Source organism: Streptomyces canus 299MFChir4.1, assembly GCF_000383615.1.
Taxonomy (GTDB): domain Bacteria; phylum Actinomycetota; class Actinomycetes; order Streptomycetales; family Streptomycetaceae; genus Streptomyces; species Streptomyces canus_C.
The window spans coordinates 242,377-255,581 of record NZ_KB911586.1; the positions used below are offsets into that span (position 1 = coordinate 242,377).

Genomic DNA, 13,205 nt, shown 5'->3' on the forward strand with positions numbered 1-13,205 from the left:
CTACGTGGAACTGCGGAGCGCCGCCCAGGTGTGGGGCCCCACCTGGCCGTCCACCTCCAGCCCCTTGGCGCTCTGGAACTGCTTGACCGCCGACTGCGTGTCTTTGCCGAACTCGCCGTCCACGCCCGAACCGCCCACGCTGTAGCCGCGCTTGGTGAGCATGCACTGCACCTGGACGACGCGCTGGCCCTTGTCGCCGTATTCGGTCTGTTCGGTGCCCGAGTAGTAGGTGCAGCCGGAGATCCAGGCCGGGGTGGCCGGTGGCGCGGCCGTCTTCGTGACGGTGGCGGTGGGGGTGGGGGTGGTGCTGCTGCCCCGGCCCGCGCTGCCTCCGCCGTGAGCGGCCGCCGCGGACGGGGTGCCGGCCGGCGCGCCGCTGCTCTCCTCGGGGGCGGCCGTCTGCACCTCGCTCGTGTCCTTCTTCTCCCTCTTCTTCTCCTTCTTCTTCCCGCCGTCGTCCTTGCCGGAGGGCGAGGCGGAGGCGCTGGGCCCCGAAGAGATCGGTGTGGCGGCCGCGGCCGGGACGTCGTGGGCCGGGCGGGTGAGCAGAAACGCACCGACGGCCACGGCCCCGACGGCGATGCCCGCGACGGCGGCCAGCAGGGGCCTTCGTCGTCCGCCGGTCCCGGTGGCCGGTCCGCGAACCGGTGCGAGCACCGGCTCCACAGGGGTGCGGAAGTGGGCGGACTGCCGGACGGGCACGTCCTCCAGCGCCGCGCACCCCTGCTGCCGCTCGCGGAGCCGGACGGCCAGCAGTTCGTGCCAGTCGGACGCCCGGCCGTGCCCGGCGGCCGTGGCCGCGTCGATCAGCTGCCGCGGGCCGGGGCGCCCGGCGGGGTCCTTGGCCAGGCAGGCGGACAGCAGCGCGGCCAACGCCGGGTCCGATGCCGCGAGTTCGGCCATGACCTCGGTGTCGGGCGCCTCGAAGGCGACCCGGTGCATGACGTCCACGCCGGTTCCGTCGCCGAAGGGGGCGTGGCCCGTGGCTGCGTAGACGATGGTGCAGCCGAGGGAGAACACGTCGGAGGCGGCGTCGCAGCGGCCCTCGCGCAGGTACTCGGGCGCCATGTACGCGGCCGTGCCGACCCGGTTGCCGGTCGTGGTGATCACGCTGCTGTCGGCCGCGCGCGAGATGCCGAAGTCGATGACGTGCGCGCCGCGGGGGGACAGGATCACGTTGGACGGTTTGAGGTCCCGGTGCACGACCCCGGCGGCGGCCAGCGCCGACAGGGCCTCCCCGAGTTCCGCCACCAGCCGCCACACCCCTGCGGGCTTGAGCAGACCGCACTCGCGCACGGCCTCGGCGAGGCTGAGGCCGGGCAGGTACTCGGTGGCCATCCACAGCAGCGCGTCGTCGAACCCGGTGCCGAGCAGATGCGGCGCACGCGGGGTACGGACCCGCCCGTGCACGGCGGCCTCCCGCTCGAACCGCCGCCGGAAGTCCGGGCCTTCGGCGTACTCGGGCCGGATCACCTTCACGGCGGCGAGCCCGGGGGCGTCGTCGGCGCGCCGGGCCAGATAGACCCGGCCCATGCCGCCGCTGCCGAGCAGCCCGAGTGGCACGTAGGGCCCGATACGCGCGGGGTCGGCGGGCAGCAGCGGGACCGCGCCCGCCTGCCGCAGCGCGGTGTCACCGGCCGCCGGTATATCTGTCACGGTCCCCCCGACCTGCCTTTTCGTTCCTCAATGTGCTCTGGTGTCACACCAGTTGACTGAGGAGAGGCTAGCGCCCCGCCGCCGGGGAGTGCCGGGATACGGGGGATCGAGGGCGGGCGCGCCCGGGAGCGCGGTCTCCGGCCCTCCCCCGAGGGGGCCGGAGACCGCGCGGTCCCGTACCGGGTCGGGTCACCCGGGTGCCGTCGGGCCGCACGCCGCCGAAGCGGTGTCCCCTCACCCTCCTGGACCGGGCCGCGCGGGGGTACCTGAGAAGTCTGAGGGTCACGTCCTGCCGGGCGGCGTGTACTCCTTGAGGTACCGCGCCACCCGGGCCGCGTAGGCGCCGTACTTCTCCGGAACCCCGCCCGCGTCGTTCACCTTGCTGTAGGACGTCCGGTAGGCAGCGGCGATCAGCACCCGGCGGTCGCCCGGCAGCCCTGTGTCCAGGCGGGGCGCGATCCAGCACAGGTAACGGCCCATCGCCGGGATGGACTCGGCGGGCGGGAAGGGCGGTTCGGGGACGGTGTCGGCGGGGGTGCCGTCCGCGTTCATCCAGAACCGCAGCACCCGCGGGGTCCAACGGGCGATGCCGTACTCGTCGTTGGCGGGGTCCGAGAGATCCGGGTCGAAGTCGCTCTCCGCCTTGAGCATGGCGGCGATCAGGGCCGGCGTGACGTCCTGCTGCGCGCAGTCGTGCGCCGACTCGACGATCAGTACCCGGTAGGCGGCCGGGACGCCTTTGCCGGTACGGAGTTCGGCGGCGCCGTAGGTCGCGGAGGAGACCGTCGCCGTGGCGGAGGGGCCCTGGCCACGGTCGCCCGTGTCGTCATCGGCGCTCAGGGTGCTGATCCCGTAGCCGAGCGCGGCCGACGCGGCGGCGGCGAGGACGGCCGCCGTGAGCGTCCTACGGCGAGGGCGGTGGGCGAGGAGGGGACGCGCGAGGACCCGGCGGGGAGAGCGGGCGGTGCCGGCGGCGGTCTCGACTCGGCGCAGCAGCGGCTCGACGGTGACGCGCTCGGCGTGCGTGCGGGTGAGGCAGTCGCGGATGATCTCCCGCCAGTCGTCGGGGAGTTCGGGCGACAGCCGCAGGTCGTCGGTGCCGCGGGCGTAGGCGGCGGCCGCGTCCCGGCGGGCCGACGGAGTGCCGCCGGGCAGCGGGAAGGTGTCGGTGAGGACCAGGTGCGCGAGGACACCGAAGGCCCAGACGTCGGCGGAGGGCCGGATACGCCGGCCGCGTTCGCCGATCTCCGCCCACAGCAGCTCCGGCGGGGTGTAGTCCGGTGTGGAGAAGGCGGGCGTGTAGGCGTGGGTGCCCTCCAGTTCCGCGGCCATGTTGAAGTCGGCGAGCCGCGCCGAACCGTCCTCCATCAGCAGGACGTTGGCGGGCTTGAGATCGCCGTGCACCCAGTGCGCCCGGTGCAGCTGGGCCAGCCCCTCGCAGATCTGGGCGAGCAGGACGGGGCCGGACGGCGGGCGGGGCCGTGCGGCCAGCAGAGCCGACAGGGAGGTCTGCGCCTGCTCCAGTACGAGGACGGTGGCGCCGTCCAGCTCCGGGCGCTCGGGGTCGTCGACGACGAGGGTGTCGTACATCCGGATCAGGCGGGGGCGTTCGAGGCGGCGGTACAACTCCACCTCGCGCTCCACCAGTTCGCGCAGATGGGTGAGTTGGCGCGGGGTTCCGGTGCCCGTCGGCAGGAACTTCAGGGCGGCCGTAGCGGGCTGTCCGTCCCGCCGCCGGCCCTCGTACACGCTGCCGAAGGCGCCCGTGGCGATCGGCTCGCGCACCTCCCAGCCACCGATCCGGTAGCCCCGGGGGACCGGCACGGCGTACGGCTCGGTCACCGGGCCGGCCCGCCGGGTCCCGTCAGCACCACCAGGTCCTCCTCGCGGACCAGGTCGAAGCGGAGCGCCAGGGAGACCAGGGACTCCTTCTTGCCGTTCAGCCGGGGCCCCGGGTCGGCCTCCTCCGGGCCGGGCTTCAGGCGCAGCTTCACCGCCAGGTAGTCGATGTTCCACTGCACGGACGTGCGGGAGGCGGCCGGCCAGTGGGGGCGCAGCCGCTCGACCACCTGGTCCACGGTGGGCGGCGGGGCGTGCGGTGCGCCGCGCAGCCGGGGCTCGCACAGGGCGGCCAGGACCGCGAAGTAGCGCTTGGAGCGGTCGACGGAGAAGGCGGGCGCGGTCGTCGTCCCCTCGATGTCGCCGTCGGCGCGCAGATAGTCGTGGCGCGGCGCCCACACGTCGATGCCGATCAGGTCGCCCGCGGCCGGCAGCACGATCCGCGAGAACTCGAAGGGGACCGGCGCCTCCAGCCGTCCCGGCCCCACCTTGATGTGCTCGCCCGCGCCCTCCGGGTTCTCCACGACGTACGTCTGCCGCCCGGAGAGGTTGCTCAGCGTCCAGAACGCGCCCTGCGCGGTGATCTCGCCGGCTCGTCGGGACACCCCCTCGTGGGGGATGCGCACCGCGCAGGCGGCACCGCGTCCGAAGGTCAGCCGCTCGCCGGGCGCGAGTCGCAGCTGGGTGGGCGTAGTCCGGTCCTCCGCGGTCGGCGGAGGTACCACGATGATGCTGTACACGGTCCGTCTCCCCGTCCCCGCGTGTCTACGAGCCAGGGTGGGTGACGCCGCGGGGCCGTGTCACGGCGTGACACGGCCCCGGGGAAAGTATGGCGAGAAGGTGACGTGGAGATCCGCCCCCGACTGTGGTGAAGCGGTGCTCAGTTCGTACGGATGACGATGGACGAGCAGACCTTGTCGGCGAAGGTCTGGCGCTTGGCGTCCCAGGCGGGCCACAGCCAGCCGAGGTAGCACGCGAGGCTGTCCAGGAAGTGCGCGAGACGGCGCACGAAGGCCATGCCGACACCGAGGGGCTGCCCGTCGCTCTCCCGCACGAGGCGGATGCCGAGCGCCTTCTTGCCGAGCGTCTGGCCGTTCTTGCCCTCGATGATCAGCTGGTAGATCGCGAGACCGAGGAGCGCGAGGCCGCCGATCACCGACAGGATCGCCGTCCTGGCGTTGGCGCCGACGATGACCAGGATGTACGGAACCGCGAACACGAGCATGTCGACCAGGGTGCCCAGGAAGCGCTGGCCCCAGTTCGCGTACGGGGGCTGGGCGCCGTAGCCCGGCTGCTGCGGGTAGCCGTAGGCGGAGGCCGGAACCTGCGGGGCCTGCGGGTAGCCGTATCCGGGCTGCTGCGGGTATCCCTGCTGCTGGGGGTATCCCTGCTGCGGCGGCACACCCTGGGGGGCTTGCTGCGGGTAGCCGTATCCGGGCTGCTGCGGCTGCGGAGGCTGCTGGGGGTAGCCGTAACCGGGCTGCTGCGGCGGCTGCTGCGGGTTCTGCGGCTTTTCGTAAGGGTTGTTGGGCGAGCCGAAACTCATGGTGATCCTCCGTTGGCCAGGCTGGGGACAATGCGGACTGCGCGGAGGAACGTCATGTCTGAGCGGTCTGCCCCCCGTACATCAACCGCGATACTGCGCCAGACATCGTTCTAGGCAGGTGTGTTGTTGTCCAGACCCATTCGGTAGGTGTTGTGCAAGTGCAACCTCGCCGATCTTGGACGGGGCCCCGGTGGAACCCTGATTGGAACCGGGGCCGGGTCATCCGGGAGGATGGGGTCATGACCGCCCAGATTCTCGATGGCAAGGCCACCGCAGCCGCGATCAAGTCCGATCTGACCGCCCGCGTGGCGGCGCTGAAGGAGAAGGGCGTCACGCCCGGCCTCGGCACGATCCTCGTCGGGAGCGACCCCGGCAGCCAGAAGTACGTCGCCGGCAAGCACCGGGACTGCGCGCAGGTCGGCATCGCCTCCATCCAGCGCGAACTGCCCGAGACGGCCACCCAGGAGGAGATCGAGGCGGTCGTCCGCGAGCTGAACGACGACCCGGCGTGCACCGGCTACATCGTCCAGCTGCCGCTGCCCAAGGGCATCGACGAGAACCGCATCCTGGAACTCATGGACCCGGACAAGGACGCGGACGGCCTGCACCCGATGAACCTCGGCCGCCTCGTCCTCAACGAGCCCGCGCCGCTGCCCTGCACGCCGAACGGCGTCCTGACCCTCCTCCGTCGCTACGGCGTAGAGATCAAGGGCGCCGAGGTGGTGGTCGTCGGCCGTGGCGTGACGATCGGCCGCCCGATGCCGCTGCTGCTCACCCGGCGCAGCGAGAACGCGACGGTGACCCAGTGCCACACCGGCACCCGTGACCTGTCCTCGCACCTCAAGCGCGCGGACATCATCGTCGCCGCGGCCGGTTCCGCCCACCTGATCCGTCCCGAGGACGTGAAGCCGGGCGCCGCCGTCCTCGACGTGGGCGTCTCCCGCAACGCCGAGGGCAAGATCGTGGGCGACGTCCACCCCGGCGTCGCCGAGGTCGCCGGCTTCATCTCCCCGAACCCGGGCGGCGTCGGCCCGATGACCCGCGCCCAGCTGCTCGTCAACGTGGTCGAGGCGGCGGAGCGCAGTGTCGGCTGAGCCCCGGGGTCCCGAGAAGCGGGGAGCGACGACGGGGGCCGCCCCGGGGGCCACCGCGGGGCGGGGCTCCCAGGAGACGGCCACGGAGCCGGCCGGGGCGCGGAAGCCGGGTGCGGAGCCGGATGAGACGCCTGGGTCGCGGACGGCGGGCGCTGGTTCGGGTTCGGGTTCGGTCGAGGCGCGTGGGCATCGGAAGCCCGATGCGGAGGACGCCGGGTCCCAGGAGCCGGCGGCTGTGGCGCGGGGCTCTCAGGAGGTAGGTGTGGGATCGGCGGAGTCCCGGAAGGGCGCGTCGGGGGAGGTCCGTAGGGCGCGTGCTTCCTCGGGCGAGTCCGGTGGGGCCGACGTCGCGTCGGACGAGGCGCCGGACGCCGGCGCGCAGGACGAGCTCGTCGTGCGGGATCCGATCAGCGCACCCGACATCGACGGACGGCCCCGGCGGGCGACACGGCGGTTTCCGCTGTTCACCCGGGACACCGCGCGGCCGGAGGGCGGTGGCCGCGCCGCGCCGCGGGACGCTCCGGCGCCCGCCCGGCAGTGGCCGGTGCTCACCGTGCTGGCCGTGGTGGGGCTCGGCCTGCTGCTGACCGCCCTCGACCAGTTCCGCTACGGCACCCTGCTCATCGGTGTCGCCCTGCTCGCCGGTGCGGTGCTGCGCTGGCTGCTGCCGGACGTCGGCATGCTCGCCGTCCGCTCCCGTTTCACCGACATCGCCACCTACGGCGTGCTCGGCGCCGCGATCGTCCTGCTGGCGATGATGGTGCAGCCGCACCCGTGGCTGGAGATCCCCTTCCTCAAGGACACCCTGCACTTCACGGTCAGCAGCAGCTGACCCGATGCGGGCACGGACGGCGGTCCGCCCCCACCCCCGATGAGGGACGGGCCGTCGTCACGCTCCAGCCTCCCGCGCCGCGAACCGCCTGTTCAACCGCTGTCCGTTCGCTGTGGCACAGCGGTGACGGTTCCGGCACGGTGTGCGCGACCTGCCACAGCCGGCCCCGGACCAGGAACCGATCAGGCCTGTGACGTCGTCATTTGCCGGGAAGCAGGTAGGACGCCGCGGAGGTGGGCGATGAGTGGCTGGCAGGCGCTGCCCGACGATCTGCCGCCGGAGGTGCGGCACTTCGTGGAGCAGCTACGGCAGCTCAAGGACCGTACGGGGCTCAGCCTCGTCGCGCTCGGCGCCCGCACCGCGTACAGCAAGTCCTCCTGGCACCGCTATCTCAACGCCACCCAGCCCCCGCCCCGCCAGGCCGTCGCCGCCCTGTGCCGGATCGCGGGCCTCGACACCGCCGACGCGGCACGCTTCGGCGTGCGCTGGGAACTGGCGGTCGAGGCCTGGCCCCGGCCGACGGCGGAACCCGCGCGGGCCGCCGGGGGCGAGAAGGGCGAGAACGGCTTGGGGAGTGAACGGTACGAGGACGATCCGACGCTGCCGTGGTGGGACGAGCCGCCCAAGGAGCGCGCGAGCGGCATGAACCGGCTCCTGCTGGCCGCCGCGCTGCTGCTCGTCCTCGTCCTGCTGCTCGGGTTGGCCGGTGCCGTGGCCTCTGGGTGATCCGGCGACTTCCGTGGCGGCCGTTATTTCCGGTGTGTTCCACCTGTGGCGGTGTATCGACAAGTTTGCGTATTTGATATGGAGCTGTTCGATCCCACGGCTAACGTGTCGAACTTGCAGATGCTCCCGTGCGCCCCCACCCGGGGAGCTGAGATCCTTGCGGCACGGGGGAAGAGCGGGGAACAACCAGCACCGACCGGGGGGAAAGAGGGGGAGCAATGCCTCGTTGGAGGGCCTTGCCGGATGAACTGGATCCGCAGGTCAGGGAGTTCGCGAGCCAGCTGCGGCGGCTCGTGGACCGCAGCGGCCTGAGTATCGCGGCCGTCGCCGACCGCACGGGTTACAGCAAGACGTCCTGGGACCGGTATCTCAACGGTCGGCTGCTCGCGCCGAAGGGTGCGATCGTCGCCCTGGCCGAGGTCACCGGCACCAATCCCATTCACCTGACCACGATGTGGGAGCTCGCCGAACGCGCCTGGAGCCGTTCGGAGATGCGCCACGACATGACCATGGAGGCCATCCGGATCTCCCAGGCGCGAGCCGCGCTCGGCGAGTTCGGCGCACCGCCCGTGAACGCCACGGGCGGCAAGACGGCCCGCAGGAGCGGCAGCGCGACGGTGACGCCGGGTGTGGCGGGACCGGCCGGTGTCGCACCCACGGTGCCGCCCCAGCCGACTTCTTCGGAGACCGACAGCGTGGAGGCGCGGGGAGGCTCCTCCGGCGGGAACTCCTGGGGCGTGGCCGGGTACCAGGGACCGGCACAGCCTGCCCCGGGGCGTACGGCCGCGGCGGCGCCCGTCTCCACCGGCGGTCCGGGGCGGACGCTGGGGACACCCGGGGCGCACGACCAGCCGCAGGACGCCCGTCCCGGGGACGGGGTCTCGGGTGCCTCCGGTGACTCCGGAGGACCCAGCGGTTCCGGCGGTTCCGGGACGGGGAAGCGGCGGCTGACGATGTTCCTCGCGGGAGTCGTCGGGGTGCTCGTCGTGGTCGCCGCCGTGTTCTTCCTGACCGACCCGGGCGGGGACAAGAAGAACCAGGCCGAGAAGTCGCCTTCGCCGTCAGCGAGCACGACCGTCTCGCTGCCCGCCGGGGTGAAGTGCGGCGGCCGGGGGTGCACCGGGAAGGACGCCGAGGCCATGGGGTGCAGCGGGAACCTGGTGACGACCGCCAAGACCGCGACGGTGGGGGCGACCGTGGTCGAGGTGCGCTACAGCGAGACCTGCGGCGCGGCCTGGGGGCGGGTCACCCAGGCCGGGCAGGGGGACAAGGTCGAGGTGAGCGCCGGCAAGGCGGTCGAGCGGAGCGGGAGCATCACGGAGGCCGGGGACACGATCGCCTACACGCCGATGGTCGCCGTGAAGGACGCGGGCGAGGCGAAGGCGTGTGTGACGCTGGCTTCCGGGCAGCGGGGGTGCACCGGCTGAGGGAGGGCCGCCCGCGCCCCGGGAGGGTGAATCCTCGCGGGATGTGCATGAGTCCGTGAATTGGGGGCACGCGAACCGTACCCCCACGGGAGTCCGGAAACGGTACCCCCCTACGGCGGCCGCCTTCGTCCCCTCTCCCGGACGGGCGGCCGCCTTTTCCGTCGGGTCAGCGGTGTGTGGGCTGGGCCACACGGGGCCGGACGTCCGGGATCCCGGATGCGCGATAGCCTGACCGCTGGAGATCTCTTGACGCCGAGAGATCGATCAAACGTCCGGGGCAGGGACGCCCCACCGCCAGCTGTCATACGGAGAACGCCATGACCCGCACTCCCGTGAACGTCACCGTCACCGGCGCGGCCGGCCAGATCGGTTACGCCCTGCTCTTCCGCATCGCCTCCGGCCAGCTGCTCGGCGCGGACGTGCCGGTCAAGCTTCGCCTCCTGGAGATCACCCCGGCGCTCAAGGCCGCCGAGGGCACCGCCATGGAGCTGGACGACTGCGCCTTCCCGCTGCTCCAGGGCATCGACATCACGGACGACCCGAACGTCGCCTTCGACGGCACCAACGTCGGTCTGCTCGTCGGCGCCCGCCCCCGCACCAAGGGCATGGAGCGCGGTGACCTCCTGGAGGCCAACGGCGGCATCTTCAAGCCGCAGGGCAAGGCCATCAACGACCACGCCGCGGACGACGTGAAGATCCTGGTCGTCGGCAATCCGGCCAACACCAACGCGCTGATCGCCCAGGCCGCCGCCCCGGACGTACCGGCCGAGCGCTTCACCGCGATGACCCGCCTGGACCACAACCGCGCGCTGACCCAGCTGGCGAAGAAGACGGGCAGCACGGTCGCCGACATCAAGCGGCTGACCATCTGGGGCAACCACTCCGCCACCCAGTACCCGGACATCTTCCACGCCACGGTCGCCGGCAAGAACGCCGCCGAGACCGTGAACGACGAGAAGTGGCTGGCCGAGGAGTTCATCCCGACCGTCGCCAAGCGCGGCGCCGCGATCATCGAGGCCCGTGGCGCGTCCTCCGCCGCCTCGGCCGCCAACGCCGCCATCGACCACGTGTACACGTGGGTCAACGGCACCGCGGACGGCGACTGGACCTCCATGGGCATCCCGTCGGACGGCTCCTACGGCGTCCCCGAGGGCCTGATCTCCTCGTTCCCCGTCACCACCAAGGACGGGCAGTACGAGATCGTCCAGGGCCTGGACATCAACGAGTTCTCCCGCGCCCGTATCGACGCTTCCGTGAAGGAGCTGGAGGAGGAGCGCGAGGCGGTCCGCGCGCTCGGCCTCATCTGAGGTTTCTCCACAGCTCTGTCACGAGCCTGCACGGGCCCTGTTCCGGTTCCCTCCGGAACAGGGCCCGTGGCCGTTTTTCGCCCTACCGTCGAAGCCGTGCCCGGTGGGGCGATTCGGGGGGTTCGCGATGAACGGCTGGAACGGCTACAGCTCCGGTTCCGGAGCGGAACACGAGCCGAGCGAGGACAGGGGCAGGTCGGCCTGGAGCTCGGGAGAGACGGGGACCGCTCCGCCGTGGGCCTCCGCGGAGACCCAGACCTCCTTCGCCCCGCCCTGGGCGACGGCCGGGACGCAGGCCGCGCCGGCCCCGCACTGGGCGCCGGTGGCGCCGACTCCCGTGGGTCCGCCGCACGCGCCCCGCCGGGTCGGGCGGGTGCTCGCCGCGCTCGCGGTGGCCGTCCTGGTCGGGGTCTCGGTCGGCGTAGGTGTCTGGTGGCTGCTCCGAGGCACCTCCCTCGGGTCCGGTACCCGCGCGGGCGCCGGTCCGGTGCCCGGCGTCACGGCGCCCTCGTCCCCGTCGCCCTCCGCTTCCCCCGCCTCGCGGTACCGCAGGGTCCAGGACCCCGTCGGCTACTCCGTCGACCTCCCCCAGGGCTGGACCCGCACCGAGAAGCAGGGCCGGTTCGCTCCGGTCGTCGTCTACGACGCTCCCGCCGACGGCCGCCGGCTCCAGGTCTTCCGGATCGCGGAGGACACCCCGGCCCAGTCCCTCGGCCTGGCCGAGAACGACCCTGGCTACGGCTTCAGCCGCCAGCCCGGCTACCGGGTCCTCGACCGCGCCACGGGCGTCACCTGGGCCGAACTCGCCTACCGCTACGACGACTCGGACCTCGGCGCCCGCCAGGTCGTGGACCACCGCTTCCAGGCCGCCGACGGCACGCTGTACGCGATCCGCGCGGCCGGCCCCGCCTCCCTCACACCCGCCCTGGTGCGCGAGCCGCTCACCAGGGCGCTGGCCTCCTTCTGCCCGGCGGACACGGAGTGCCACTGAGCGGCCGGCCCCTCACCGGAGAGGGCACGGCGGGCGGTGCCGGGCAGCGCGTGAACGCCCCCTGGGGTCCGCCGATCCGCACCTGCCGGCCCGCCGCGACTCCGCGCGCCGACGCCGCTCCCGATCCCGCATCGCGCAGGAGACACAACTCGCCCGCACCGGGCGGCTCCTGGCCTCGCAGCGCACGTGCGGCCGAGGGGCGGGGCTCTGCTCCCCGGGTCGGACCTCGGGACCGGTGACGGTGTCGCCCTCGACGCCCGCGCGGAGCATCAGCAGGCCGAAGACCGGGTTCAGAAAAGAGGGCACGGCGGCTCCTCGGGTCAACTGGGGGGCAGACTGGGATGGTTGGACCGCCCCTTCAGCGACGGACCGAACGCGATAGTACTCGTTTCCGGTTGGACGCGATAGTGCGCGATTCTCCGGATCGGTCGCGGTGTCCCAGGACCACGACCCCCGTGCACACCAGCACCAGCACGGCGACCGTGCGCAGAGCCGGGCCCATGCCGTGCGCGAGGTCGGGGTGGGAGGCCAGCACCGTGCCGGTGACGGCGACCCCGAGAGCCGCTCCGATCTCGCGGGCCGAGGTGCCGAGACCCGAGGCGAGCCCCGCCCGGTGCGGTGGGAGCGCGGTGGCGACGCCCAGGGTGAGCGCGGGCATGGACAGTCCGGTACCGGCCGAGATGACCAGCAGCCAGCAGGCGTACAGCGGGTAGGGCGTCCCGGCGTCCACGGTGGACACGCCCAGCAGGCCGAGGCCGATGAGGGCGAGACCGGTCGCGATGACGGGCAGGGGGCGCCCGGCCCAGCGGGTGGCCAGCCTCGGCAGTACCGCCATGCCCACGACGATCGGCAGGATCGCCACGCCGGTGACGGCGGGGCCGTAGCCCTTCACGCCCTGCAGGTACTGGGAGTTGACGTAGAAGAGGGAGAACAGGCCGAAGAAGCCGGTCGCCAGGCCGAGAGTGGTCGAGCGCAGCCGGGGCGAGGCGAAGACGCGCGGGTCGAACAGCGGGGTGCGGGAGCGCAGTGAGTGGGCGGTGAAAGCGGTCACGAGGGCCGCGCCGGCCGCGAAGGCGGTCAGGATGCGCGGTGAGGTCCAGCCGTGCACCGGGCCCTCGATGATGCCGAAGAGGACGGCCACCAGGCCCACCGTGAGCAGCAGGGTGCCGAGCGGGTCGAGGCGGTGCTGAGGGGCGCGTTCCGTGCGCGGGGTGGTGAGGGCGACGGTGACGGCCAGGAGCGCGGCGAGCGGGACCATGAGCGCGAACAGGGCCCGCCAGGTGAGGAACTGGCCCACGAGGCCGCCGCCCAGGTTGCCCAGCATGCCGCCGAGGCCGATCGCCAGGGTCCAGGAGGCCATCGCCCGGGCCCGGCCCTCGGGACCCGCGAGGCGCAGCAGGATCGACATGGTGGCCGGGGTGATCAGCGCGGCCCCGGCCCCTGAGACGCCCCGGCCGGCGATGAGGAGCGCCGGGCTCTGTGCGAGGGCGCTGGTGGCGGCACCCGCGGCGAAGAGGCCGAGGCCCGTGAGCAGGGCGCCCTTCTGCCCGTGGCGGTCCCCGAGGGCGCCGGCCGGGATGAGGAGGGAGGCGAAGACGATGACGTACATGTCGACGGTCCACAGGATCTCGGTGGACGAGGGGTGCAGCGAGGACGAACTCAGCTGCGGGATCAGGAGATTGATGGCGGCGACCATGCCCTGGGCGACGAGGACGCAGGCGCACAGGGCGAGGAGGGTGGAGCGTTTCAGGGCGTGCGGGGGCATGGCTCCTCCGGGGAGCGGGGTG

At 72.9% G+C, this 13,205-nt stretch carries 11 protein-coding genes; 6 read left to right on the top strand and 5 right to left on the bottom strand.

What is annotated here, in order from left to right; all coding sequences use genetic code 11:
- From H293_RS0114790 to H293_RS0114805, 4 genes are all read right to left on the bottom strand, one after another.
- Window positions 1-1,656, bottom strand: coding sequence for a serine/threonine-protein kinase (locus H293_RS0114790; RefSeq protein ID WP_020118641.1), 1,656 nt, complete (start codon window positions 1,654-1,656; stop codon window positions 1-3).
- A 282-nt stretch (window positions 1,657-1,938) separates the two neighbouring features.
- Window positions 1,939-3,498 (bottom strand): serine/threonine protein kinase, encoded by a 1,560-nt coding sequence (locus H293_RS0114795; protein ID WP_020118642.1) that lies wholly within the window; start codon window positions 3,496-3,498, stop codon window positions 1,939-1,941.
- Window positions 3,495-4,235 (bottom strand): FHA domain-containing protein, encoded by a 741-nt coding sequence (locus tag H293_RS0114800; protein WP_020118643.1) that lies wholly within the window; start codon window positions 4,233-4,235, stop codon window positions 3,495-3,497. The genes H293_RS0114795 and H293_RS0114800 overlap by 4 nt, the downstream gene beginning before the upstream one ends.
- 140 nt (window positions 4,236-4,375) lie before the next feature.
- Entirely contained in the window at window positions 4,376-5,041 is a 666-nt protein-coding gene (locus H293_RS0114805) for an RDD family protein (protein ID WP_020118644.1), read from the bottom strand.
- Between the two features lie 239 nt (window positions 5,042-5,280).
- Here H293_RS0114805 and H293_RS0114810 point away from each other — a divergent pair, with 239 nt between their 5' ends.
- From H293_RS0114810 to H293_RS0114835, 6 genes are all read left to right on the top strand, one after another.
- On the top strand, window positions 5,281-6,135 hold the full coding sequence (locus H293_RS0114810; RefSeq protein ID WP_020118645.1) for a bifunctional methylenetetrahydrofolate dehydrogenase/methenyltetrahydrofolate cyclohydrolase: 855 nt from the start codon (window positions 5,281-5,283) through the stop codon (window positions 6,133-6,135).
- 262 nt (window positions 6,136-6,397) lie between these two features.
- Window positions 6,398-6,967, top strand: a complete 570-nt coding sequence (locus tag H293_RS0114815) for a DUF3017 domain-containing protein (protein WP_020118646.1) — start codon at window positions 6,398-6,400, stop codon at window positions 6,965-6,967.
- 240 nt (window positions 6,968-7,207) lie between these two features.
- Window positions 7,208-7,693 (top strand): helix-turn-helix domain-containing protein, encoded by a 486-nt coding sequence (locus H293_RS0114820; RefSeq protein ID WP_020118647.1) that lies wholly within the window; start codon window positions 7,208-7,210, stop codon window positions 7,691-7,693.
- 236 nt (window positions 7,694-7,929) lie between these two features.
- Window positions 7,930-9,120, top strand: coding sequence for a helix-turn-helix domain-containing protein (locus H293_RS0114825; RefSeq protein WP_020118648.1), 1,191 nt, complete (start codon window positions 7,930-7,932; stop codon window positions 9,118-9,120).
- Window positions 9,121-9,437: 317 nt separating this feature from the next.
- Window positions 9,438-10,427: a malate dehydrogenase gene (locus H293_RS0114830; protein WP_020118649.1), complete on the top strand. Its 990-nt coding sequence runs from the start codon at window positions 9,438-9,440 to the stop codon at window positions 10,425-10,427.
- Window positions 10,428-10,554: 127 nt separating this feature from the next.
- Window positions 10,555-11,418, top strand: coding sequence for a hypothetical protein (locus H293_RS0114835; RefSeq protein ID WP_020118650.1), 864 nt, complete (start codon window positions 10,555-10,557; stop codon window positions 11,416-11,418).
- 358 nt (window positions 11,419-11,776) lie between these two features.
- Here the strand turns inward: H293_RS0114835 and H293_RS0114840 are convergent, their stop codons facing one another.
- Window positions 11,777-13,183 carry an MFS transporter gene (locus H293_RS0114840; protein WP_020118651.1) on the bottom strand — a complete coding sequence of 469 codons (1,407 nt, stop codon included), beginning with the start codon at window positions 13,181-13,183 and terminating at the stop codon, window positions 11,777-11,779.
- Window positions 13,184-13,205 lie beyond the last annotated feature (22 nt).

What these genes read in the sequence shown, in the direction of transcription:
- H293_RS0114835 (WP_020118650.1), top strand. Translation starts at nt 10,555, where the DNA reads ATGAACGGCTGGAACGGCTACAGCTCCGGTTCCGGAGCGGAACACGAG.
- H293_RS0114840 (WP_020118651.1), bottom strand. Translation starts at nt 13,183, where the DNA reads ATGCCCCCGCACGCCCTGAAACGCTCCACCCTCCTCGCCCTGTGCGCC.
- H293_RS0114810 (WP_020118645.1), top strand. Translation starts at nt 5,281, where the DNA reads ATGACCGCCCAGATTCTCGATGGCAAGGCCACCGCAGCCGCGATCAAG.
- H293_RS0114805 (WP_020118644.1), bottom strand. Translation starts at nt 5,041, where the DNA reads ATGAGTTTCGGCTCGCCCAACAACCCTTACGAAAAGCCGCAGAACCCG.
- H293_RS0114820 (WP_020118647.1), top strand. Translation starts at nt 7,208, where the DNA reads ATGAGTGGCTGGCAGGCGCTGCCCGACGATCTGCCGCCGGAGGTGCGG.
- H293_RS0114830 (WP_020118649.1), top strand. Translation starts at nt 9,438, where the DNA reads ATGACCCGCACTCCCGTGAACGTCACCGTCACCGGCGCGGCCGGCCAG.